The sequence below is a fragment of the Acidovorax sp. M2(2025) genome, assembly GCF_049330835.1.
GTDB lineage: Bacteria > Pseudomonadota > Gammaproteobacteria > Burkholderiales > Burkholderiaceae_C > Acidovorax.
This window is the reverse complement of sequence record NZ_CP186262.1, coordinates 1383382-1403664: the sequence shown is the minus strand read 5'-3', so window position 1 is coordinate 1403664 and position 20283 is coordinate 1383382. Positions and strand designations below refer to the sequence as shown.

The window sequence follows — 20283 nt, the reverse complement described above, 5'->3', positions numbered from 1 at the left end:
CCGGAGTACACCACGATGGCCCGCATCACTGTAGAAGACTGCCTGGAAAAGATCCCCAACCGCTTCCAGCTCGTGCTGGCCGCCACCTACCGCGCCCGCATGCTGAGCCAGGGCCATGCCCCTCGCATCGAAAGCCGCAACAAGCCTGCGGTCACCGCCCTGCGCGAAATCGCCGAAGGCAAGGTCGGCCTGGAGATGCTGAAGAAGGTTCCAGGTTGATATTTCCAAGGGCCCAGGCCCGCAAGAGCACCGCGCCAGCGGTGCTTTTTTTTGCCCTGCCGCTCCCTGGCGCGCTCCCGCGCTACATTTAAGGCATGAACGCGGTGCTTAAATCACCTTCTGCAACGCAACCCACCGGGGGCGACCCGGCCTCGGCAGGCGGCCTCTCGGCCGCTGCGGCGGCGGCCAATGCGGCCGCGGCCAGCTTTGCAGCCCTCACCGACAGTCTCGACTACCTGGACGCCGCAAGCATCGAGCAGGTGCGCCAGGCCTACCGCTTCGCCGATGAGGCCCACCTGGGCCAATTGCGCAACAGCGGCGAGCCTTACATCACCCACCCCATCGCCGTGGCCGCCCAGTGCGCCATGTGGAAGCTGGACGCCCAGGCGCTGATGGCGGCCCTGCTGCACGACGCCATGGAAGACTGCGGCGTGACCAAGGCCGACCTGATCGACCGGTTTGGCGCGCCCGTGGCCGAACTGGTCGACGGGCTGACCAAGCTGGACAAGCTGCAGTTCAACACCCGCGAAGAGAACCAGGCGGAGTCCTTCCGCAAGATGCTGCTGGCCATGGCCCGCGATGTGCGCGTGATCCTGATCAAGCTGGCAGACCGCACGCACAACATGCGCACGCTGTCGGACATGCCGCGCAGCAAGTGGGGGCGCATTGCCTCGGAAACGCTGGACATCTACGCTCCCATCGCGCACCGGCTGGGCCTGAACCAGACATACCGCGAACTGCAGGACCTCGCATTCAGGCATCTGCACCCCTGGCGCTACGCCACGCTGTCCAAAGCGGTCAACAAATCGCGCAACCGCCGGCGCGACCTGGTGCAGAAGGTGCAGAACGAAGTCGACGCGGCGTTCGCCAAGATCGGCATGAAGGTGCGGCTGGCAGGCCGCGAAAAGACGCTGTACGCCATTTACCAGAAGATGCACCTCAAGCACCTGAGCTTTGCCCAGGTGACCGACATCTACGGATTCCGGGTGATTGTCCCCACCGTCACGGACTGCTACACGGCGCTGGGTGTGCTGCACCAGATGTACAAGCCCGTGCCCGGCAAGTTCAAGGACCATATCGCCATCGCCAAGCTCAACGGCTACCAGTCACTGCACACGACGCTGGTGGGCCCCTCGGGCGTGAACATCGAGTTCCAGATGCGCACGGACGAGATGCACGTGATCGCCGAGGCCGGTGTGGCCGCGCACTGGCTCTACAAGGCCCAGGATGGCGAAGGCACCGCCGCTGAACGGCTGGGCACCAAGTGGCTGCAGTCGCTGCTGGACATCCAGAACGAAACCCGCGATGCAGCCGAGTTCTGGGACCACGTCAAGGTCGACCTGTTCCCGGACGCCGTCTATGTGTTCACCCCCAAGAGCCAGATCATGGCACTGCCCCGCGGCGCGACGGTGGTGGACTTTGCGTACGCCATCCACAGCAACGTGGGCGATCGCACGACCGCGGGCAAGATCAACAACGAGCAGGTTCCCCTGCGGACCGAACTCAAGAACGGCGACGTGGTGGAGATCATCACGGAAGCCGCCTCCACGCCCAACCCGGCGTGGCTGGGCTTTGTGCGCACGGGCCGCGCACGCTCCAAGATCCGGCACTACCTGAAAACACTGGCCCAGACGGAATCGGAAGGACTGGGAGAAAAGCTGCTCACCCAGGCCCTGCGTGCCGAAGGCCTGGAGCAGCTGCCGCCCCTGAATGCAGAAACCCAGGCCCTGTGGGACAAGCTGCTGCGCTTTACCGGCAACCGCTCTCGCAGCGAACTGATGACGGACCTGGGCCTGGGCAAGCGTATCGCCAGCATTGTGGCCAAGCGCCTCATGGTGCTGATGTCCGAGCACGGCCACCGGCCGGATGCGCTGCTGATGTCCCGCGAGCGCTACACCTCCCACGAAACCCTGTCCCAGGGCGCCGTGACGCTGGACGGCAGCGAGAACGCCTCGGTGCAGTACGCGCACTGCTGCCGCCCCGTTCCGGGCGACAGCATCGTGGGCTACCTGGGGCGCGGCGAAGGTCTGGTCGTGCACAACGCGCACTGCACCGTGGCCAAGCGGCTGCAGCACAAGGACAGCGAGCGCTTCATCGCCGTGGACTGGGCCGACGAGCCCACGCGCCTGTTTGAAACCGGCGTGGTGGTCACGGTGAACAACGGCAAAGGCGTGCTCGCCCGGGTGGCGGCGGAACTGGCCAATTCCGAGGCGGACATCACGCACGTCGACATGGACGACGACGCCGCACTGGACACCGTCGACCTGAGGTTCGTCGTCGCAGTGCGCGACCAGGCCCACCTGGAATCCGCGCTGCGCAACCTGCGCCGCACCCAGGCCGTCATCCGCGCGGTGCGGATCACCCCGCAAGCCTGAGCCTCCAACGGCCAAGGGCCGGCGCTGCGACAGAAGGCTGGCCGCAGCGCCGCTCAGCCGGCGCTGCGCTGGGGGTATTGCACCTCGACGACTTCCAGGCTTCGCGTTCCGCCCGGTGTGGGCAACTGCACCTCGTCGCCCACGCGCGCCTTGAGCAAGGCGCGGGCCACCGGGGAAACCCAGCTCACCTGCGACTCACGGCTGTCGGCCTCGTCAATGCCCAGGATGGTGATGGTGCGCTCCACATCCTCGTCGTCCACATAGGTCACCGTCGCGCCGAAGAAGACCTGGTCGCTGCCCGCATGCAGGCTGGGATCCACCACTTCGGCAATCTCCAGGCGCTTGGTCAGGAAGCGGATGCGCCGGTCAATTTCACGCAACCGCTTTTTGCCGTACAGGTAGTCGCCGTTTTCCGAACGGTCGCCATTGCTGGCCGCCCAGTGCACCGCATCCACCACCTTGGGGCGCTCGTTGTCCATGAGGTCCAGCAGCTCATCCCGCAAACGGGCATAGCCCGCAGGCGTGATGTAGTTCTTGCCGCCGGCAGGAATGGGCGGCAGCGCCAGTTCCTCGTCGTCCGCCCCGTCGGTTTCCTTGGTAAAAGCCTTGCTCATCGCCAATCTCCCGATCGATAAGCGCAAAGCGCTGAACAAATGAAAAAGCCTGCAATCTTTCGATTGCAGGCTTTCAACATTGGTGCGGCTGGCAGGAATCGAACCCACGACCCCTTGGTTCGTAGCCAAGTACTCTATCCAGCTGAGCTACAGCCGCTAAGCCTTGAATTATAGCATGATTTTTCAGCTGCCTGCAAAATCTTTGTTTTTACTGCTGCGAAGCGGTATCAACAACTGCTCAACTCAACGCAAGCCAGGATTGTAATGCACTTCAGGGCCCTCAAAGGAGAAAAGAGGCCTTAATGCAAAAAAACCTTCCGACGTGCGGCGCCTGAACGGAACCGGTGGTGGTAGGGCGTGGCGGACTTGAACCGACGACCAAAGGATTATGAGCATGGTTACGGCTAATGTTGTTTTTCGCCACTCGTCGCCATCTGCAGACAACGGACGTTAACAACATCAACAGCCCTGCGGGTCGAACGGCAAGTCTCGGTAAACCGTGACCGGCCTCGATCAACGCTCGGCGTAGCAAGCGTGCGATCTATCTCTGCAAAAGGCACGGGGCTCGTAGCCACCGCGTAGCAAGATTTCCCGCATGCACAAAGACCAACCAACCCCCAGCAACCGCCTTAATTTCACCAAGCGAGTCCTCGACAGGCTGACGCTGCCGCGCGAAGGCGTGGCCTACTTCTACGACACGGACACCAAAGGACTCGCGATCAGCGTCGGCAAGACCGGCCGAAAGAGTTTCTTGCTCTACCGACGCATCCAAGGCCGGCCGGAGCGTATCAAGATCGGGCGCTACCCGGATGTGAGCATTGAGCAAGCTCGCAAGACGGTCGCGGCGCTGAATGCAGACATCGCGCAGGACCTCAACCCTGCCGAGTCGATGCGCGAACGACGCAGCGAGATAACGCTGGCCGACTTCTTCAAGGTCTACTACGAGCGGCACTCGTCCGTCCGCAAGGTGTCCCACAAGGAAGACATCGAGAAATTCGACCGCCACATCGACACGAACAGGTACGGCGTCAACCTTGCAAAGCTGCGGCTGTCGGACATAACGCGCGCTCAGCTGATCTCCCATCACGCAAAGATGGGCCACATCCCGACGACGGCCAACCGCGTGATCGCTCTCATCAGCTCGATGTACAGCCGTGCCATCCAGTGGGGCTACTTCGACGGCAATCATCCCTGCCGGGGAATGGACAAGTACAGGGAGAAGTCCCGCTCAAGATTCGTACTCCCCGATGAGATGCCCCGCCTCATGCTGGCCATGGAGCATGAAACGAACGAGCTGGTGCGTGACTTCGTGAAACTCGCTCTGTACACGGGTGCACGCCGCAGCAACGTCATGTCGATGCAATGGCCGGATGTTCACCTTGAACGAAAGGAATGGACCATCGAGAGAACCAAAAATGGCGAGCCACAGACCGTGCTGCTGACTCCCGAGGCCATCGAGGTTCTGGAACGAAGAAAGAAGGCCGCGGAAGGCAGCAAGTCACTTTTCGTGTTCCCTGGTTCCGGCGAATGCGGTCATTTGGTGGAGCCACGAGGGGCTTGGGAGCGCATGCTGGCGCGCGGCACGGCGTTGGGTTTGGTTGAGGCGTTGGCGGAGAAGGCAACGGCCAAGACCTTCGACTACCAACTGGCCTTGGAAGAGGCCATCGACTTCCCGGTCCAGACCATCGAACGCTACACGCCATTGGCGGAGAAGCACGGGCTGCACTTACAGCACTACGAGATGCGTGACCTGCACATTCATGACCTGCGCCGTACGCTGGGCTCTTGGCTTGCCAGCAGCGGCACCAGCCTGCCCATCATCGGCAGGGTTCTGAACCACAAGACCCCGGAAGCCACCAAGGTCTACGCTCGATTGATCGTCGCCCCGGTTCGCAACGCCATGGAAGAAGCCACGGCGGCCATGCGCAAGATCGGCGAGCAGTAGAACCACGGCGCGGGGCTGATTGAATTTCGCATCACTTGAACAAAAGTAGTGCGGATATTAAACTCACTCCTCATGAACCAGTCTGACCACATCCTCGAACTGGCCCGGCACCGACGCGTGCTGCGGGCGGCGGATGTGCGCGAGCACGGCTGGTCACCGCAGATGCTGATCCGGCTGCACCAGGCCGGCAAGCTGCAACGGCTGGGCCGAGGTCTGTATGGACTACCCAATGCTGAAGTCACCGAGCACCAGACGCTGATCGAGGTCTGCCAACGCGTGCCCAAGGCCGTGCTGTGCCTGCTGAGCGCGCTGCAATTCCATGAGATCGGCACGCAGCTGCCACACGAAGTGTGGATCGCGCTGCCGGAAGGCAGTCAGACCCCGGCGCTGAGCTACCCCACGCTGCGCATCACACGCCTACGCGGCACCGCCTACAGCGATGGCATTCAGACCGTGACCGATCACGGCGCACCCATCCGCGTGTACAGCGCCGCCAAGACGGTGACCGACTGCTTCAAATTCCGCAACAAGATTGGCCTGGACGTGGCGCTGGAGGCGCTGAAAGATGCCTGGCGCAGCCGCAAGGTCACCATGGCCGAGCTGAGCCACTTCGCCAAGATCAACCGGGTCGAACATGTCATGCAGCCCTACCTGGAGGCGGTGACGCAATGACCGGCAACCTCTCCGCGTCGATCCTGGCCCGACTGCTGACCCTCGCCAAGCAACGCGGCGACGACTACAACCTGCTGCTCAACCGCTTCGGCATGGAGCGCCTGTTGGCCCGCGTCAGCGCCTCACCGCACTCCGACCGGTTTTTGCTGAAAGGCGCACTGCTCTTTGCACTCTGGTACGACACGCCACACCGACCAACCAAGGACGCCGACTTGCTAGGCTTCGGCCCCGACGATGAGGCGAACCTGATCGCAACCTTCCGCGAAATCGCCGCCATGAACCTGGGCGACGGCATCGTGTTCGACCCCGACTCCGTGCAGGCCGACGCCATTCGCGAGGACAACACCTACGGCGGCACCCGCATCACGCTGGTGGCACGCATCGGCTCCGCACGCTGCGCCCTGCAGATCGACGTGGGCTTCGGTGATGCCGTCACGCCAGGACCACAGACGGTGGCCTACCCCACCTTGCTGGGCGACTTCCCAGCCCCTACGCTGCGGGTCTATCCGGTCTACACCGTGATCGCCGAGAAATACCAGGCCATGGTCATGCTGGGGCAGGCGAACAGCCGCATGAAGGATTTCTTCGACCTGGCGGTGATCGCACGGCGCACGGAACTGGACGGCGCCACGCTGGCCGCAGCCATCGCCGCCACCTTTGCCCGGCGTCAGACCGCCCTGCCCACCGACCGGCCCTTGGCACTGACCACGCAGTTCAGCGAAGACGCCGCAAAGCTACGCCAGTGGCAAGCCTTCCTGAACAAGAACCGCATCGAAGCCGCGAGCCTGGGTGACACCGTGGCGTTGCTGGATGACCTGCTATGGCCACCAACCCAGGTCGCAGCAGCCGGCAGTCAGGCAACGGCCACTTGGCGCCCTGAAGCCCTGCGCTGGGTCTAAGCGCCAAATGGCGGACGCGCCAAGCCGCTCATGACCTCTCGGCGAACAGCCCAGAGAAATCGTCATGCCACAAGCGACTTTCGCGCTTCGGGAAAACGTACGCGGACCCCCCACTGTCAGTCACGCCGCCAGCAGCAGGCCGTAGTCCTCCTTTGCTGATAAACCCAACCCCAACGACATGGTCCCGGCCTTGGCTTGCCAGGAACTCACTCACTCGGACACGAAGGGCCGTGGGTTGCTGATCGCCCGCTCCATCCTGCTGAGCCAGATCCATCAACGATTCCGCTTCCAGCCCGTCGAGCCCCACCAGGAACATCCCGGCTCGTTGTCCAGACAGCTGCCTGTTGGCCGACCTGGACAGGGTGTCAAACGTGTAGGTGAGCAGCGAGTCGTCTTGCGCGCTCTGAAGCACTAGGACGATAGCTCCTCCGCTCTTTCGACCAACGATCAGAGCCTGCCTGTTTGTCGTCCCGGTAATCGCATCCACTCGGTCTCTTGAGATCACGGGCCGCCCGTCGTCTCCGACATCTCCAAGCAGATGGGGATCGAATTCGTGAATTCGCAGATTCGCTCCATCCAACTGGCAGTTGCTAGCACCAGACAGCACATGACGAACCAATGATTCCGCCAACTTCCGGCGTTCCAAGAATCTCCCTGGCATGCGCCCATCAAGGGTCAGCACTGCCGCGACACCAACCCTCAGCCCCTTCCCAAGAGCATCCAGCTTGGGCGCCACAAGTGCGCAGAAATCCAACGCGTCACGCTTTGGGATTTTGCGCCCTTTGTCATCGGAGATAGATTTGCACTCGATTTCAAGCCCTTGTGGTCCGAGAGCCGGGATCAAGAGATCCATCGTGCCTCCCCCGGTCACTTCGGGCCATTGAACTTCGAGACCGCGCCGAAGGAAGTGAGTCGCGGCCGTCAACTCCAGGCGCATCCCGCGCAAGTCATCCGGGTTCTTCAGCGCACCGTGAACACGGCGCACGAGCTGGGCTCGCTGAGGCCCGGCGGAGGATTCAGCAATCGACAGTATCTGAGCGGCAAAGGCCATGCACGGATACAGCGGGCTGATATCCATCTGGTGCACGGGCAACCGGCCATACTTCTTGGTGAGTTCGGTCGCCGCCTGCAGGCCGAAAGCAAACTCATTCTCTTGGAGCAGGTGCTCCCTCAGCAGCTTGTTGCCTTTAATATCGATCTTGAGAAGGTCAACCCGCTTCTTCCAGTGCTGCGCACCGATCAAGTCACTGAACCGCTCGAAAACTGACGGGATATCCCCGGTATATAGCTCGATCTGCAAATTCCCCTCCCTTGTTCGCAGGCTTACATTCTGCGGGCACCTTCAAAGCAGCGACGGAATCTTTCGCTTCTCGACCGGCCGGATGTAGCGGGCCAGCACGGCATCGCTGCGGTGACCGGTCTGTTCCCGGATGAGCCAGGTGGGCAGCGATGCCATCGCCGCTGTGGTCACGTAGCCTGCGCGAAGGCTGTGGCCCGAGAACTCCTCCGGCTCACGCCCCATGGCCTTGGCCGCGCGCTTCACGATCAAGGCCACCGACTGCGCCGTCAGCGGGTCATCTGACACCACACCACCCTTGGTTACCGAGCGGAACAGCCAACCGGTTTCGATGCCTGCCACCGCCAGCCACGCCTTGAGGCTCTGGATGGGGCACCGCTCGCCGCTGGCCTGCGGCAGGAACACAGAACGCCCTTTGCCGAACTGATCGGTCTTGGAAAACCGAAGCAACACCTCGGCATGCGTCTCATGGAAAGTCACGTCTTCCACCCGCAAGGCCACCAGCTCAGCGCGACGAAACGCACCGGCGAAGCCGACCAGCAGCAAGGCCCTGTCACGGGCTGCCTTGGTGGGGTGTGACTTCTGCTGGTCGAGCACGGCCAGCATCTCCAGCAGCACATCGCGGGTGATCGGCTTCACCGCTCGCTGGCGGGTGCCATGCTGGCGGCGGATGCCTTTCATGGTCGCCACAACCACATCGGCCCGCGTCGGTGACTTCAGCCCTTGGTCACGGTGGGCCTGAGCGATGGACACGCAGCGCCGCTCCAGCGTCGCCACTTTCATGATCGGGGCCAACTTCGCCAAGTACTCCGCCACCATGGCCGGAGTTGCCGGTATGGCCCCGCCGTGCTGGATGAAATGGCGCACGTCGCTAGCATAGGCCTGCTTGGTGGCTTTCGAGCTGGCGGAGGCGACATAGGCAGCCACGGAGCCGGTCGGCGGCTTCTCTGCCGTTTTGGCGGCGGTACTGGCGGTGGATTCTTCGCTCGACGCTGGCGATTTGGCGCCAGCCGATGCGTGCGGCTTTTTGGTGGTCATTTTGGTAGTGATAAGTGCGTGCTATCGCTACGAACGCAGCGACAAAAAAGCCGTGCGGCGCGAACGCGGCACGGCGGAATGAAGCGGCCGCAACTTTGCGCTGCGGCCTATGGACGGCGATTTGGGGCTAGTAGCAGCTGGGCAGCAGCACCGTGGTGACCGACCGGTCCCACTCCGTGATGACCCACACGACCGCCGGTGTACCCTCCTTGCCGATGTCAAACGACGAGAAGATGCGTGACTCGCCGGACAAAACGGCCTGCCAGTTGGCATTGCGATCCTCGGCACACATGGCATCCCACTCGCACCGCTGGTGACGGCGCAGCAGGTCGAGTACGTTTGCGCCGCGCTTTTCGATCAACCGCAGCGCGGGCGGCGTGGCGACGACATCGCCCAACTCGAAGAGCACGGGCGGGTGAATGGCGATGGGCAACGGATCGTTGGGCGATGCTGGTCCTGCCTTGGGCGGCATAGTGGGTTCTTGAGACATGGGGGTTTCCTTCGTAAGAGGTCGCGCCAACTTGCCCGCCAGAAACGACAAAGGGCTGAGACAAAACGTCTCAGCCCTTGGTGTTGACCGGCAGCGGTCGGCAGATTTGCTTGTGCGGTGTGGTCAGCCAGTTGATGCCAGCCGCCACCGCCCCATCACAGTAACTCGGGGCAAAACCGGCCGCAATCTCGGTGTGACTTCGCTTCAGACGAACCAGAAATCACCACACATCCCAGCTGCCATCATCGGACGATTTGGCAACAGGGGTCGGCGCGCTGCCATTCGGGACGGCATAGCCCGGGGGACTCGCCCCCGGACGAACCGCCCTCACCAGAATGTCGCCCGAATCGAGCAAACGGATGTAGAGCTCGTCGCCGCATTGCAGACCGGCCCGCTCGGCAATATGGCTCGGTACTCGAACACCGAGCGAATTACCCCATTTCGATAGCTTGCTTGGCATGGTGTTGCACTCACTTCATTGATACACATTGGCTATCGCAAATTGGCAGCAGGTGCCCTTGCCAACCAAGCCTCTGTCTATGTAGTGCCGCGCTGTAAAGGCTCCGGGCGGAATTCACCGCATCAACCAGGAGCAATCCACCATGCAAGCTCAGACCATCGAACGCCGCTTCAAGGCAAACCGGGTCTTCATCAACGGCAAAGTGCGGATGGGCCACTACACCCGCTTTGACCTCTGGTGCGGCCTCATCGTCAACGTCTACGACACCGGAAGCGTGGTCGTTCAAGGCCGCATTCGCGCGTTCCCTAACTCCTACGACCCCCTGCCGGGGATTCGCAAGAGCCTGCCCTTCGACACCGCTTGGCAGTTCTCGCGCGCCAAGAAGTAATGCAGAGGAACCGTGGCGTCCAAAAAGTCGCCACGGTTCTGGCTCCGCCCAATGCAGGGTTTCACGTTAAGGATGGCCGAATTCCTACTAAGCGAAGTACTTTCGCTTCAGCAATCTATCCCTATGACACGAAGAAATGGTATTTCAAACCGACGGAGCTCTTGTAATCGGCGGTGAAGACCGTGTAGCCGTCCAGATCGATGACGACATTCGCGTGAGGATGAGCCCCTTTGCCAGGCGCACAGTGAACAAAGGCAGACGGCGCGAGGCTCTTTGCATTACCGGATACCCACGAATGTTCGGAGCCGTGGTGGGGGACCTGCGTGATACCAATTCGATTCCACCTGATCCCATTGAAGTGAGATTGCATGGTGGAGATAACGTTGGCATCAATTCGCAAATCACCTGTGCAGAGCACAGCTGGACGATCCGAACGGAAAGAGTATCCGGCATCCACGTCAGGCGGGGTGTCGTGCTCCTGAAACAACCCGCACAAGTCGATTTCCTGCGCATCCAATCGAGGTGCCGCATACATGCAAAGCGAAATATTGTTCTTCGCGGCACTGCTGGAGCCGAAATGGCTCTCGTAGCACTTCTTCAAGGCAGCCCTCCACCCCGATGGCCATGACGAAAAAGGCTTATCGAGCCCAAGATTAGATATCTCCGCTTCAATCTTGTCCCGAACCTGCTGCAAAGGCAATCCAGACTTCTTCGAGACTAGGTCACCTGATTCAGTTATATTGATGATGCCCAAATCCTTGCCGCTAACCTCAGCGTTGTAGAACATGAACTCCATCGGAAATCCATCAGGATGAACCGGGGTTCCATGTTGCATGACTTGAACGCCAGGACCACCAGCGAGAGTCGACGCGGCTATGCTTAATTCGCGTTTATCAAGGCTGTCTTCGCGCTGCCTGTCGATGTCCAACTCATCGGGATTGAGGCCAGTAGGTAAGCGCAAAGGATCCCGACCGTCCTGCGGTCCGGAAGATCCGCCACGAACAAGCAGCAGCGTTCCAACTTTTGCCGAAAGATTTTTTGATTGCAACCACATCGCAGGCGAAAGCTGCAACTGCGCAGTCGAGGCGCTGATACCTTTGAGTCCCCCAACGGCGACATCCCGGACACGCTGCTGCCATTCCGAATATGGCAAAACCAAAAAATCAACTTCGCGCTGCTTAAGAAGATCCTCTAGACCATTTACATGGTCGTCGTCAAAGTGTGACAAGACCAGCATATTGATGCGATCTGGCCACACAGACCAAGAAGCGGTACGTGCCAACGCACTACCCATAGCATTCGAGCTTTTAGAGCCGCAGTCGTATACCCAGCTGAATGCATTCTCTTCTTTTCCAATGACTACGCCAGTCATGAACGTACCATGACCGACGGCATGGAAGCACTGGTGAACGTGATAAGGCCTCAAACTAAGATCCTCCGTAGTGGTTAGGCGCAGCAATTCTGCAAGCTCCTTAGGACGACCAACCTAAAGGTCCGATCAAACCGACAGCCCGGTCTGCGGCGGCATCGCGCCACGGTGATAGGTCGCGTCGAACACCGTGTCCGTCAGCCAACGTTTGAAGTTGGGGTTGTCGCTGAACTGTTTGAACAACTCAGTGTGGTCGGACAGCAGTTCCAGCACCACGCGATTCAGCGCCTTGTCATGCTCCATCTTCGCGTTCTGCTTGTCGGAGTTCGCCTGCGCGTTCTGGTAAGCCTTGTCCTGGGCCACCCGTGCCGGGATTTCCTCGGCAATGACCTTGCGAATCTTGTCCTCGTCCTTCCACTCGATGTTGCCGAACAGGTCATTGAAGGTCTTGATGATCGCGGAGAGCTTGTCGATGTCAGCCTCGCCTTTGCCACCACCGCCGCCCGGAGGCACCGGCTCGACCGTGGCATCCGCATCGTCCATCGCCATCTTTAGCGCCGCGTTGGCCTCCACGCGGTAGCTGTCCATGTCAATGGTTTCCAGCACCCCTTTGGACAAATCCTCTTCCTTCGGCGCGGGCAGCTTGGGGATGAGGAAGTTCAGAAAGATCGACAGCTTCTCCCACGTCGGGTGGCCGTAGCTCAGGATCGCAGCAAGGAAGCCGTAGCTGCGCACGAAGGCCTTCGCCGTCCCCTTGAACTTGACCTGATCGTCCTCGCCGAGCTTGTCGGTGTATTCGGCTACGCAAGCATCGAGGATCGGATCAAGTTTGTCCCGATCAGCGCCGCTCAAATACAGCGCCACCAAGTCTTCCACCTGCTGCCAGCTGTACACCTGCTGCCCATCAAGTTCGGCCTTGATGTCGTGCAGCTTGTTGGCGTCGGTTTCGCCGGTCTGGATGGTGGCGCGGTAGTAGTCCTGGAAGGCAGCCTTCACCGCCTCGGCGTTGTCCGCGAAGTCGAGCACGAAGGTGTCGTGCTTTTGCGGATGCGCCCGATTCAGACGCGACAAGGTCTGCACCGCCAGCACACCCGCCAGTTGCTTGTCCACATACATCGTGTGCAGCAAGGGCTCGTCGAAGCCGGTGACGAACTTGTTCGCGACGATCAGGAAACGATATGGGTCTTGCTTGAGATTGGCAGGAATGTCCTTGCTCGGAAAGCCGTTGAGATCGGACTCGGTCTTCTTCTGGCCGCCAATCTCGAAGTCACCCGAGTACGCGACGATGGCCTTGTAGGGGCTCTTAATCTGTGTGAGGTAGTCCGACACCTCACGGTAGTAGTCAATGGCCCGCGCAATGCCGCTACACACGATCATCGCCCGTGCCTTGCCGCCAATCTTCTGCTTGCCCGCCACCTGCGCGGTGAAGTGATCCACCATGATCTCGGCCTTGCGGCGGATGGCCTTGTCGTGTGATTCGACGTAGTGGCGGATTTTCTTCAGCGCCTTCACCTTGTCGAATTCTGGATCGTCCGCCACGGTCTTGGCGACTTGGTAGAAGCTGTCGTAAGGGGTGTAGTTCTCCACCACGTCGAGGATGAACTTCTCTTGGATCGCCTGCTTCGTGGTGTAGGTCAGTTCCTCGGGCGAACGGAACTGCACCTTGTCACCAACCAGCGTCTTCTCGCCGAACAACTCCAGCGTCTTGTTCTTGGGTGTCGCGGTGAACGCAAAGTAGCTGGCGTTGACCAGCAGCTTGCGGGAGCGTGTGGCAGCACCTCACGGGCAAAGAAAGCGTCGATACCGCCTGGCTCCTTCAATGGCACCTGTTCGGTGTCGCGCAACTCGCTGTCGGGTTCGTACTCGACCATGAAGCGATCCTTGCCTACGGTCTCCAGGTACGCGCCATCTAAGCCGGGCTCGAAGTGCTCGCCCGCCTTGACCTTGCTGCGCTTGGCGATGACCGGCGGCGCGGTTTCGTCGCGCCAGCTCACCGCTTTGTAGATGGCCTTCTTCTCGGGTGCGCCGAGCTTGTCACCCTGCGTCTTCAGGGACGCTTCAAAGCGGGCGCGGAACTCATTGTGGTCATCGAACACGACACTGCCGAGCGCCTTTTGCGCCCGCTGTGCCACTTCGATCAGCGCCTTGTCGCGCTGCCAGGTCGATGCGTCGAGCAACTTTTTTCGGCGCTTGGCGGGCACAGCCTTGCGCGCGGCCGGGGCCTCACTGTCATCGCCGCCGTCGCCATCCTCACCGTCGTCATCTTCGTTCTCGTCCTCGCCTTTCAGCCACGCCTCGATAGCGGGCTTTCGCTTGGCGAACTCTGTGTAGATCGCCTCGCCGTGGGCCGCGTAGATTTCGGCGCGAAGCGCCTCGTCGCCTGTGGCAAAGCGCAAGGCCTCGATGCGGTCGTCCGAGAGCTGGCTTTTCAGGCGCAATGGGCGCTCAATGGTGATCTTCCAATAGCCGAAGTCCTGGGTATCGAACCACTTGGATTGGGCCGTTTCCTTTGCATCGCCAAGGTAGAGGTCGACGATTTGCTGGATGTCTCCGTCCGAGAGTTCACAATTCTTTTTGCCAAGGTTGCGGCGCATCGGTTGGGACCAGCCGCTGGCGTCGATCAACTGCACCTTGCCACGGCGTGCTTCGGCCTTCTTGTTGGCCAGCACCCAGATGTAAGTGGCGATGCCGGTGTTATAGAAGATGTTGAGCGGCAGGGCGATGATGGCTTCGAGCCAGTCGTTCTCCAGCACCCAGCGGCGGATGTTGCTCTCGCCCTGGCCCGCGTCGCCGGTGAACAGCGCCGAGCCGTTGTGCACCAGCGCAATGCGACTGCCCAACGACGTGTTGTGTTTCATCTTCTGCAGCTTGTTCACCTGGAACATGAGCTGCCCATCGCTGGAGCGGGTCAGAAGCTTGAACTCAGCGTTACCCCCGTGGCTGACGATGAAGCGCGGGTCGTTGAATTCCTTCTTGCCGCCCATGCGCTCCAAATCGGTCTTCCAACTCTTGCCGTAGGGCGGGTTGGAGATCATGAAGTCGAACTCACGGCTGCGGAACTGGTCGGCAGACAAGGTGGATTTGTCCGCGCCGCCCACAATGTTCTCGGCCTCTTCGCCTTCACCTTTCAGAAGCAGGTCGGCCTTGCAGATGGCGTAGGTTTCGTCACTGATTTCCTGCCCGAACAGGTGGATGGAGACTTCTTTGCCGTGCTGCTCGGCCAGCTCGTGTAGGGCTTCCTCGGCCACGGTGAGCATGCCGCCGGTGCCGCAGGAGCCGTCGTAGAGCGAATAGGTGCTGGACTCGATGCGATCTGCAACCGGCAGGAACAGCAGCTTTGCCATCAGCTGCACTACGTCGCGCGGGGTGAAGTGCTCGCCGGCCTCTTCGTTGTTGTCTTCGTTGAAGCGGCGGATCAGTTCCTCGAACACCGTACCCATGCCGTGGTTGTCCAGTGCGGGCAGCTTGATGCGGCCGTCAGCATCCTTGACGGGCAGCGGCGCGAGGTTGACCTCTGGGTCGAGGAAGTCTTCGATCAGATAACCGAGGACGTGTGAGTCCACCAGCTTCTGAATCTGGTTGCGGAAGTTGAACTTGGTCAGGATTTCCTGCACGTTGGGCGAGAAACCATCGAGGTAGGCGATAAAGTCATCGCGCAGGCGCTGACCTGCCGCACTGGCCTTCAGCTTGGCCAGTGTGAACTCAGAGACGTTGTAGAAGGCCTGCCCCGCTGCCATGCGTAGCGCGCCGTCCTGCTCGGCTACCTTGTGGGTGTCGAGAAACTTCTTGCGCTCCAGCACCGCGTCCTTCGTGGCTTCGAGTACGGCGTCGAGCCGCCGCAGCACGGTGAAGGGCAGGATCACATCGCGGTACTTGCCGCGCACATAGACATCGCGCAGGCGGTCGTCGGCAATGTTCCAGATGAAGTCGGAGATCCACTTGATCTGGCTTTGGTCTTGTTGTTGCTTCTTCTGCATGAATTCGTTCCTCAGCTCGCTGCCGCGCCAGGGGCCATACCCTCGGTGACTGCGAGATTCCAATGACTCTTGAGGACACCCATCAGACGTTGCTGGCGCTCGGCCAGAAGCGCGGGCGTCCATTCGTTTTCTGATCTGACCTCTTGAGTCAGCACAAACGGCGAGGCGGTGCCTTTGCCCTTGAAATACACGTTCTTCTTCTTGGCAAAGTCGTAATTGCTGGCGGAGGAGTTTTTGTTCCGGTCGAGCGGAACCAGGTTGGCCAGCCGGTGCGTCCAGGCTTCACGCTCGCCCTTGTTGGGGAACCACGTCACCCAATCCGAGCCCTCGGGCGGCGTTTGCGGTAAAACGTGTTCCAGCGACACGGCGTTCTGCAATTGCACTCCTGGGGCGCGCACCAACGATTCGAGGCGTAAGACCAACGCCATTCGTGCCTTGGGGAGATCGTCGTAAACGTCTCCATTAAGTGCCGCGACGAACTTGTGCTTTTGCGCGTCCGTCAAAGCCAGCGTGGCAAGCGTAGCCAGCTCCCCTTTGTAGCTCTCGGGTTCGATTTCCTTGGTGAGCGCGGCATAGGTTTCAATGCGCTCGTTGATGCCCACCTTGGTGACCAGCAGGAAATAGGTCAGGCGCTCCAGCGACTGGAAGAACTCGGCCAGCCGCTTAGGCTGCTGCCTGAATCGCTTGAAATAGACCAGCGCAGGAGGCACCCAGTCTTTGAAATCCACGCGGTTCAGCCATGACAGATGCTCGTTGATCGTTTCAGCGTGCTCGGTGGCCTCAAAGTCGGCGTCGCGCACAAAGTCCCACACTTCAGCGTAGGGCTTGATGACCTTATCAACAAGGTCTATGGGAGCCTTGTACTCGGTGACGTATTCCTGAAACTCTTTGACCAACGTGGATCGCTGTTTCTGCTTTGCGTAGATGGTGCGGATGTGCCCGAACAGATCGCCAAAGGCGTCGCGGCCCAATGCACTCTCGACGCGGCTCCACTCCTTGGCGTAGGCCTGGCTCTTGGTTTCGCCAGCTGTGGTTCGGATCAAGCCAAGCACCTGCGCCTTGATGATGTCGATGGGGGCGAGGTCGAGCCCCCGGTTGTTGAGCACGGAGAAGATACGGTACGCGGCTTCGAGGTCGGGCGTGGAAATGACGACCAGCGAGCAGTCGTTGGCAAGGAACTGCCACAAAGCGATCAGGTCCGCAGGCGGCAGCGCCTTGGCTTTGCCCAGCAGCAGTGTGGCGTTTTCGCGGTAGCGCAGGCGGCTATCTTCCAGCTTGTCGGTGCTGGTGACCAACTGCGCAATCCCGCCCGGCTCTTGGATGTTGGTGCGGAAGAAGTCGGCATCTTCCTCGCGAGCGGTCAGGCGGTACTCGTTCTTCTCGCCGAGGCTGACCTTGCCCTTCTTGTAGAGAAAGTCGGTAATGTCGTCTGCCGCGTGGGGCATGGCTTCGCGCAGAACGGCGAAGAGCATCGTCAACGTGGACAGGCGCTGTTGCCCATCGACCACGGACGACTTCGGCTCCCGGTCGTTCTTAATCAGAACGATGCTACCGAGGAAGTATTGGCTGGTGGCGCCGGAGACGCGCGCATCCTGCATGGCGGACATCAAGTCGTCGAACAGCTCGCCCGCCTGTTCGGTTGTCCAGGCGTATGGACGCTGGTAGTCCGGAATCTCGAACTGGTAGCTGCCCTCGAAAATCTCGCGGATCAGTTTGTCGTGGGCTTCAAGTGTCTTGGCCATTGGTTCTGTTCCTCCCTATCGTTTCTTGAAACTGCTCGGAGCCTGATAGCCCGGGGCCAGATGGGCGTTCTCAACGCCGTACAGAGCCAGCGGATCGCTGAGCCATAAGCGGTACTGCTCTTCCTTGAGTCGGTGGTCTGGCGAACAGTCCACACTCCAGCGCAGCAACATGTAGCCCGCGACGGCGGCGCGAACGCGCATCCGGATCGAGCCGTCGCTCATCCCGTAGTCCATCTTGATGATCTCGGGGCGCTCTAGTCGCGGGTGCGGCACGAAGTCCAGCTCCACGATGCGTGTCCACTGGATGTCGCTGTCAGGCCGCTCGTTGACAGGCGGCTCCTCATCAAGCAAGGCGGGGGTTTCGATGCGTGTAAGAACGAAATCGCGGAACTCGCCGCTCTTGCGATCAAACGCCCGGACATGCCAACGTAGACCTGTATCAACAAGCGCAAACGGAACGATGACCCGTTCGGATTCGCCGCTGCTCATCGAGTGGTAGCGGATGGAAACCGGCTGCCTGGCATGGATCGCCCGGCAAATCGGAGCCAGCACGTCCATGCGCGGATTGCACAAGGCGGTGGGTGATTCGCAGGGCAAGAGTGACTGCTTCGCGCCGTCTACCCCGTCACCGAAGCCCAAAGCGAGCGCCGACAGTACGCGCGGGGATGCGTGGTCAAACAGTGGGGAGAAGGCCTGCCCGATGCGGTAGACCTTGTTGCTGCCGTCAAAAGTGATGTTCTGCGGTGCGACCTCACGGTACAGAGCCAAGTCGCGGGTCGCACCGGCAGGAGCTACGCCGAAGCGTTCAATGAGGTCAGGACGGCCAAGCTCGCCGAAGAAGTAGAGCCGGAAGTCGATGTAAGCCAGCCGCTCGCGTTGCCCGTGGCTCAAGCTCTCGACGCGCTGGCCCATGCCGCGGATGACATCAGTCATGAGCAAGACTCTCTATTTGACGGACTATTGATGGGCACATATCGGTCTCAATATATCATCATTTTGATGACATAGACCGACTCATCTCATTCCAGAGCGAGACCAGTGCCGGCTCGTCCGTTCGTTGGAGCTGCCAATGCCCCCCTACATCAACGCCACGACCTCTTCGACCAAGCCTTCCGGCAGGTCAGCAACGGTGACAGGCCAACGCAGGGCCTTGAGACGCTTGCGCAGAGTGTCGTGTTGCGCAAACCGGGCAAGCAAGGCCGCTTTCACGATCCGCCGGTACTCGCTGCCAGTTGGCTGACTTCGCCACGCCCGCGCCAAAGGCCACGGCCAATCTCGCGGATGCGCCGTCCGCCAGTACTGCCCATCCAGAACAAACGGGTATGCACTGGCCGGGTGTAGCCAGCCGAACTCGTCGTCGGGGGACTGCACCACGATGCTGGGCACCTTCACGCGCTGGTTCTCCGGTGAGAACTCAATAGCGCCGTCCAGGTCTGGCCGGTAGCTGACGCTGCACCAGCCCCGATCCAGCAACCGAAGGCGCAAGAAGTAGTCTCTGCCGAGGCAACTCAGGTCAGCCAGCAAGAACACCGATTGCGCCCTTCCGACACGACTGAGGCCTGACCACTGGTCGGGAGTGAGCGACCGCCGGGGTTCGCATGCAGCAAAGAGCCCATCAACATCGTCAGACGGCACAACGTCGAATCGGTAGCCCAACGTTAATGGCGCACCGCTGGACCGAATCCCAACGACTGTGCCGGTTTGGCAGCAGGCAAACCGCAACGGTGACCGGAACACCAGCGCCGAGTCGGCGAAGTGGATGGCCATGGCGCCTGCCAGCAAGCTGTCGGCCACCATGCCGACGTTTTGCCCGGCCACGCGCCACGGCTGGATCAGGTCGATTCGCGTGATCGGCTGAATCAGCAACTGTTCCAGCAGCACGATGTCACTCCGATGCGGCGTTGCCTGTATCACTCTCAGCGGTAGGCACTTCGGCACCGGCCGCGCCTGCAACATCGGAATGCGCTGACACCATCGCTGGCGGCACATCGCCGCTGTCGTCTGGTTCAGCGTGATGCGTCGTTGCCTTCTTCTTTGCCGCTGCCTTAGGCTGCTGCGGCGCCTTTTTCGCCGCCGCCGATTTGGCAGGTTTTGCCTTCGCCTCGTCGTTGGCCTCTTCGGCAGTGCTTGCCAGATCAGCCACGGTCTTCTTCGCTGCCTTCTTGGGCGAGGGCGTCTGCTCACCGAGCAACACCGGCACGAAGGTATCGAGCTTGATGCGGTTCCAGTCTCGCCGCTCCTGCTGCTTCAGCCAAAAGCCGGGGTCGAGCACGCGCTCATCACCATCCGGCAGCCGCTCGAAAACGACAAGGTGCGAATTGCCCGTGCTGGGCATCTTGCGCGTCTCCATGATCGCCAGCGACGGCATGGCAGCCTGGCTCTTGAACGGTGCCTTCTTGCCGTGGCCGATCCCGAAATGGGCCAGCAACTTGAAGAGGTTTTCGTGGGTGGTCGTGTACGGGCCGTCCTTCGGATAGCCCAACTCCTTGATGGCGACCTTGCGCACCGTTGCCAAGGACTGACCACTGACCATGGCGACGCATGCCAGACCGCAGTCCGTCAGCGTCTCTTGGGTAACCAGCTTCACAGCCATTTCATCTCTCCTTTTCCGTTTCGGTTCATCTCTCGTTCCTTTCGAGGTCGTGCACGGCCATGCAGCGGCGTGCCAGTGCAGCCAAGGGCACGGGCTGTCATGTGTGCGGTGGGGGATTTGCAGCGATGCCGCAGTGAGACGCGAGCGCGGCGGCCAGCCTGATCGGTAGCCGTTTCGGCTCGCGCTTTACCGTTTTAGCCGCCTG

18 protein-coding genes and 1 tRNA gene are annotated in these 20283 nt (G+C 60.8%); 6 read left to right on the top strand and 13 right to left on the bottom strand.

Annotation, left to right across the window (positions count from 1 at the left end):
- Window positions 1-15 precede the first annotated feature (15 nt).
- Window positions 16-219, top strand: a complete 204-nt coding sequence (rpoZ, locus tag ACOYR3_RS06490) for a DNA-directed RNA polymerase subunit omega (protein ID WP_005794722.1) — start codon at window positions 16-18, stop codon at window positions 217-219.
- A gap of 95 nt (window positions 220-314) precedes the next feature.
- Complete coding sequence (locus ACOYR3_RS06485; RefSeq protein ID WP_422845650.1) at window positions 315-2594, top strand: RelA/SpoT family protein; 2280 nt, start codon at window positions 315-317, stop codon at window positions 2592-2594.
- A gap of 53 nt (window positions 2595-2647) precedes the next feature.
- Here ACOYR3_RS06485 and greB read toward each other — a convergent pair whose 3' ends face one another.
- Entirely contained in the window at window positions 2648-3208 is a 561-nt protein-coding gene (greB, locus tag ACOYR3_RS06480) for a transcription elongation factor GreB (protein WP_422845649.1), read from the bottom strand.
- Between the two features lie 80 nt (window positions 3209-3288).
- A tRNA-Arg gene (locus ACOYR3_RS06475) sits at window positions 3289-3365 on the bottom strand.
- Window positions 3366-3803: 438 nt separating this feature from the next.
- Between ACOYR3_RS06475 and ACOYR3_RS06470 the strand changes: the two genes are divergently transcribed.
- The 3 genes from ACOYR3_RS06470 (at window position 3804) to ACOYR3_RS06460 (ending at window position 6724) form a co-directional block, all read left to right on the top strand.
- Window positions 3804-5153 (top strand): tyrosine-type recombinase/integrase, encoded by a 1350-nt coding sequence (locus ACOYR3_RS06470; protein ID WP_422845648.1) that lies wholly within the window; start codon window positions 3804-3806, stop codon window positions 5151-5153.
- Between the two features lie 72 nt (window positions 5154-5225).
- A complete protein-coding gene (locus ACOYR3_RS06465) occupies window positions 5226-5825 on the top strand; it encodes a type IV toxin-antitoxin system AbiEi family antitoxin domain-containing protein (protein WP_422845647.1) in 600 nt (199 codons plus the stop codon).
- Window positions 5822-6724: a nucleotidyl transferase AbiEii/AbiGii toxin family protein gene (locus tag ACOYR3_RS06460; protein WP_422845646.1), complete on the top strand. Its 903-nt coding sequence runs from the start codon at window positions 5822-5824 to the stop codon at window positions 6722-6724. The genes ACOYR3_RS06465 and ACOYR3_RS06460 overlap by 4 nt, the downstream gene beginning before the upstream one ends.
- A 28-nt stretch (window positions 6725-6752) precedes the next feature.
- Here the strand turns inward: ACOYR3_RS06460 and ACOYR3_RS06455 are convergent, their stop codons facing one another.
- The 4 genes from ACOYR3_RS06455 to ACOYR3_RS06440 form a co-directional block, all read right to left on the bottom strand.
- Window positions 6753-8024, bottom strand: a complete 1272-nt coding sequence (locus ACOYR3_RS06455; protein WP_422845645.1) for a hypothetical protein — start codon at window positions 8022-8024, stop codon at window positions 6753-6755.
- Window positions 8025-8066: 42 nt separating this feature from the next.
- Complete coding sequence (locus ACOYR3_RS06450) at window positions 8067-9059, bottom strand: site-specific integrase (RefSeq protein WP_422845644.1); 993 nt, start codon at window positions 9057-9059, stop codon at window positions 8067-8069.
- A 127-nt stretch (window positions 9060-9186) separates the two neighbouring features.
- The gene (locus ACOYR3_RS06445; RefSeq protein WP_422845643.1) at window positions 9187-9549 is read right to left on the bottom strand and encodes a hypothetical protein; all 363 of its coding nucleotides are present in this window, start codon (window positions 9547-9549) and stop codon (window positions 9187-9189) included.
- Window positions 9550-9769: 220 nt separating this feature from the next.
- Window positions 9770-10009 carry an AbrB/MazE/SpoVT family DNA-binding domain-containing protein gene (locus tag ACOYR3_RS06440; protein ID WP_422845642.1) on the bottom strand — a complete coding sequence of 80 codons (240 nt, stop codon included), beginning with the start codon at window positions 10007-10009 and terminating at the stop codon, window positions 9770-9772.
- 142 nt (window positions 10010-10151) lie between these two features.
- Here ACOYR3_RS06440 and ACOYR3_RS06435 point away from each other — a divergent pair, with 142 nt between their 5' ends.
- Complete coding sequence (locus ACOYR3_RS06435) at window positions 10152-10397, top strand: hypothetical protein (protein WP_422845641.1); 246 nt, start codon at window positions 10152-10154, stop codon at window positions 10395-10397.
- Between the two features lie 121 nt (window positions 10398-10518).
- Here the strand turns inward: ACOYR3_RS06435 and ACOYR3_RS06430 are convergent, their stop codons facing one another.
- The 7 genes from ACOYR3_RS06430 to ACOYR3_RS06400 form a co-directional block, all read right to left on the bottom strand.
- On the bottom strand, window positions 10519-11769 hold the full coding sequence (locus tag ACOYR3_RS06430) for a hypothetical protein (RefSeq protein WP_422845640.1): 1251 nt from the start codon (window positions 11767-11769) through the stop codon (window positions 10519-10521).
- Between the two features lie 126 nt (window positions 11770-11895).
- Window positions 11896-13461, bottom strand: a complete 1566-nt coding sequence (locus tag ACOYR3_RS06425) for a type I restriction enzyme subunit R domain-containing protein (RefSeq protein WP_422845639.1) — start codon at window positions 13459-13461, stop codon at window positions 11896-11898.
- Window positions 13401-15743 (bottom strand): type I restriction-modification system subunit M, encoded by a 2343-nt coding sequence (locus tag ACOYR3_RS06420; RefSeq protein ID WP_422845638.1) that lies wholly within the window; start codon window positions 15741-15743, stop codon window positions 13401-13403. Before ACOYR3_RS06420 ends, ACOYR3_RS06425 begins: the two co-directional genes overlap by 61 nt.
- An 11-nt stretch (window positions 15744-15754) precedes the next feature.
- Entirely contained in the window at window positions 15755-17485 is a 1731-nt protein-coding gene (locus tag ACOYR3_RS06415; RefSeq protein WP_422845637.1) for a DUF262 domain-containing protein, read from the bottom strand.
- Window positions 17486-17500: 15 nt separating this feature from the next.
- Window positions 17501-18418 carry a helix-turn-helix transcriptional regulator gene (locus tag ACOYR3_RS06410; RefSeq protein ID WP_422845636.1) on the bottom strand — a complete coding sequence of 306 codons (918 nt, stop codon included), beginning with the start codon at window positions 18416-18418 and terminating at the stop codon, window positions 17501-17503.
- A 144-nt stretch (window positions 18419-18562) separates the two neighbouring features.
- Complete coding sequence (locus ACOYR3_RS06405; protein ID WP_422845635.1) at window positions 18563-19366, bottom strand: hypothetical protein; 804 nt, start codon at window positions 19364-19366, stop codon at window positions 18563-18565.
- A gap of 4 nt (window positions 19367-19370) precedes the next feature.
- Window positions 19371-20078, bottom strand: coding sequence for a hypothetical protein (locus ACOYR3_RS06400; protein ID WP_422845634.1), 708 nt, complete (start codon window positions 20076-20078; stop codon window positions 19371-19373).
- Between the last annotated feature and the right edge of the window lie 205 nt (window positions 20079-20283).

What these genes read in the sequence shown, in the direction of transcription:
- rpoZ (WP_005794722.1), top strand. Translation starts at nt 16, where the DNA reads ATGGCCCGCATCACTGTAGAAGACTGCCTGGAAAAGATCCCCAACCGC.
- ACOYR3_RS06485 (WP_422845650.1), top strand. Translation starts at nt 315, where the DNA reads ATGAACGCGGTGCTTAAATCACCTTCTGCAACGCAACCCACCGGGGGC.
- greB (WP_422845649.1), bottom strand. Translation starts at nt 3,208, where the DNA reads ATGAGCAAGGCTTTTACCAAGGAAACCGACGGGGCGGACGACGAGGAA.
- ACOYR3_RS06470 (WP_422845648.1), top strand. Translation starts at nt 3,804, where the DNA reads ATGCACAAAGACCAACCAACCCCCAGCAACCGCCTTAATTTCACCAAG.
- ACOYR3_RS06465 (WP_422845647.1), top strand. Translation starts at nt 5,226, where the DNA reads ATGAACCAGTCTGACCACATCCTCGAACTGGCCCGGCACCGACGCGTG.
- ACOYR3_RS06460 (WP_422845646.1), top strand. Translation starts at nt 5,822, where the DNA reads ATGACCGGCAACCTCTCCGCGTCGATCCTGGCCCGACTGCTGACCCTC.
- ACOYR3_RS06450 (WP_422845644.1), bottom strand. Translation starts at nt 9,059, where the DNA reads ATGACCACCAAAAAGCCGCACGCATCGGCTGGCGCCAAATCGCCAGCG.
- ACOYR3_RS06445 (WP_422845643.1), bottom strand. Translation starts at nt 9,549, where the DNA reads ATGTCTCAAGAACCCACTATGCCGCCCAAGGCAGGACCAGCATCGCCC.
- ACOYR3_RS06440 (WP_422845642.1), bottom strand. Translation starts at nt 10,009, where the DNA reads ATGCCAAGCAAGCTATCGAAATGGGGTAATTCGCTCGGTGTTCGAGTA.
- ACOYR3_RS06435 (WP_422845641.1), top strand. Translation starts at nt 10,152, where the DNA reads ATGCAAGCTCAGACCATCGAACGCCGCTTCAAGGCAAACCGGGTCTTC.
- ACOYR3_RS06430 (WP_422845640.1), bottom strand. Translation starts at nt 11,769, where the DNA reads ATGACTGGCGTAGTCATTGGAAAAGAAGAGAATGCATTCAGCTGGGTA.
- ACOYR3_RS06420 (WP_422845638.1), bottom strand. Translation starts at nt 15,743, where the DNA reads ATGCAGAAGAAGCAACAACAAGACCAAAGCCAGATCAAGTGGATCTCC.
- ACOYR3_RS06415 (WP_422845637.1), bottom strand. Translation starts at nt 17,485, where the DNA reads ATGGCCAAGACACTTGAAGCCCACGACAAACTGATCCGCGAGATTTTC.
- ACOYR3_RS06410 (WP_422845636.1), bottom strand. Translation starts at nt 18,418, where the DNA reads ATGACTGATGTCATCCGCGGCATGGGCCAGCGCGTCGAGAGCTTGAGC.
- ACOYR3_RS06400 (WP_422845634.1), bottom strand. Translation starts at nt 20,078, where the DNA reads ATGGCTGTGAAGCTGGTTACCCAAGAGACGCTGACGGACTGCGGTCTG.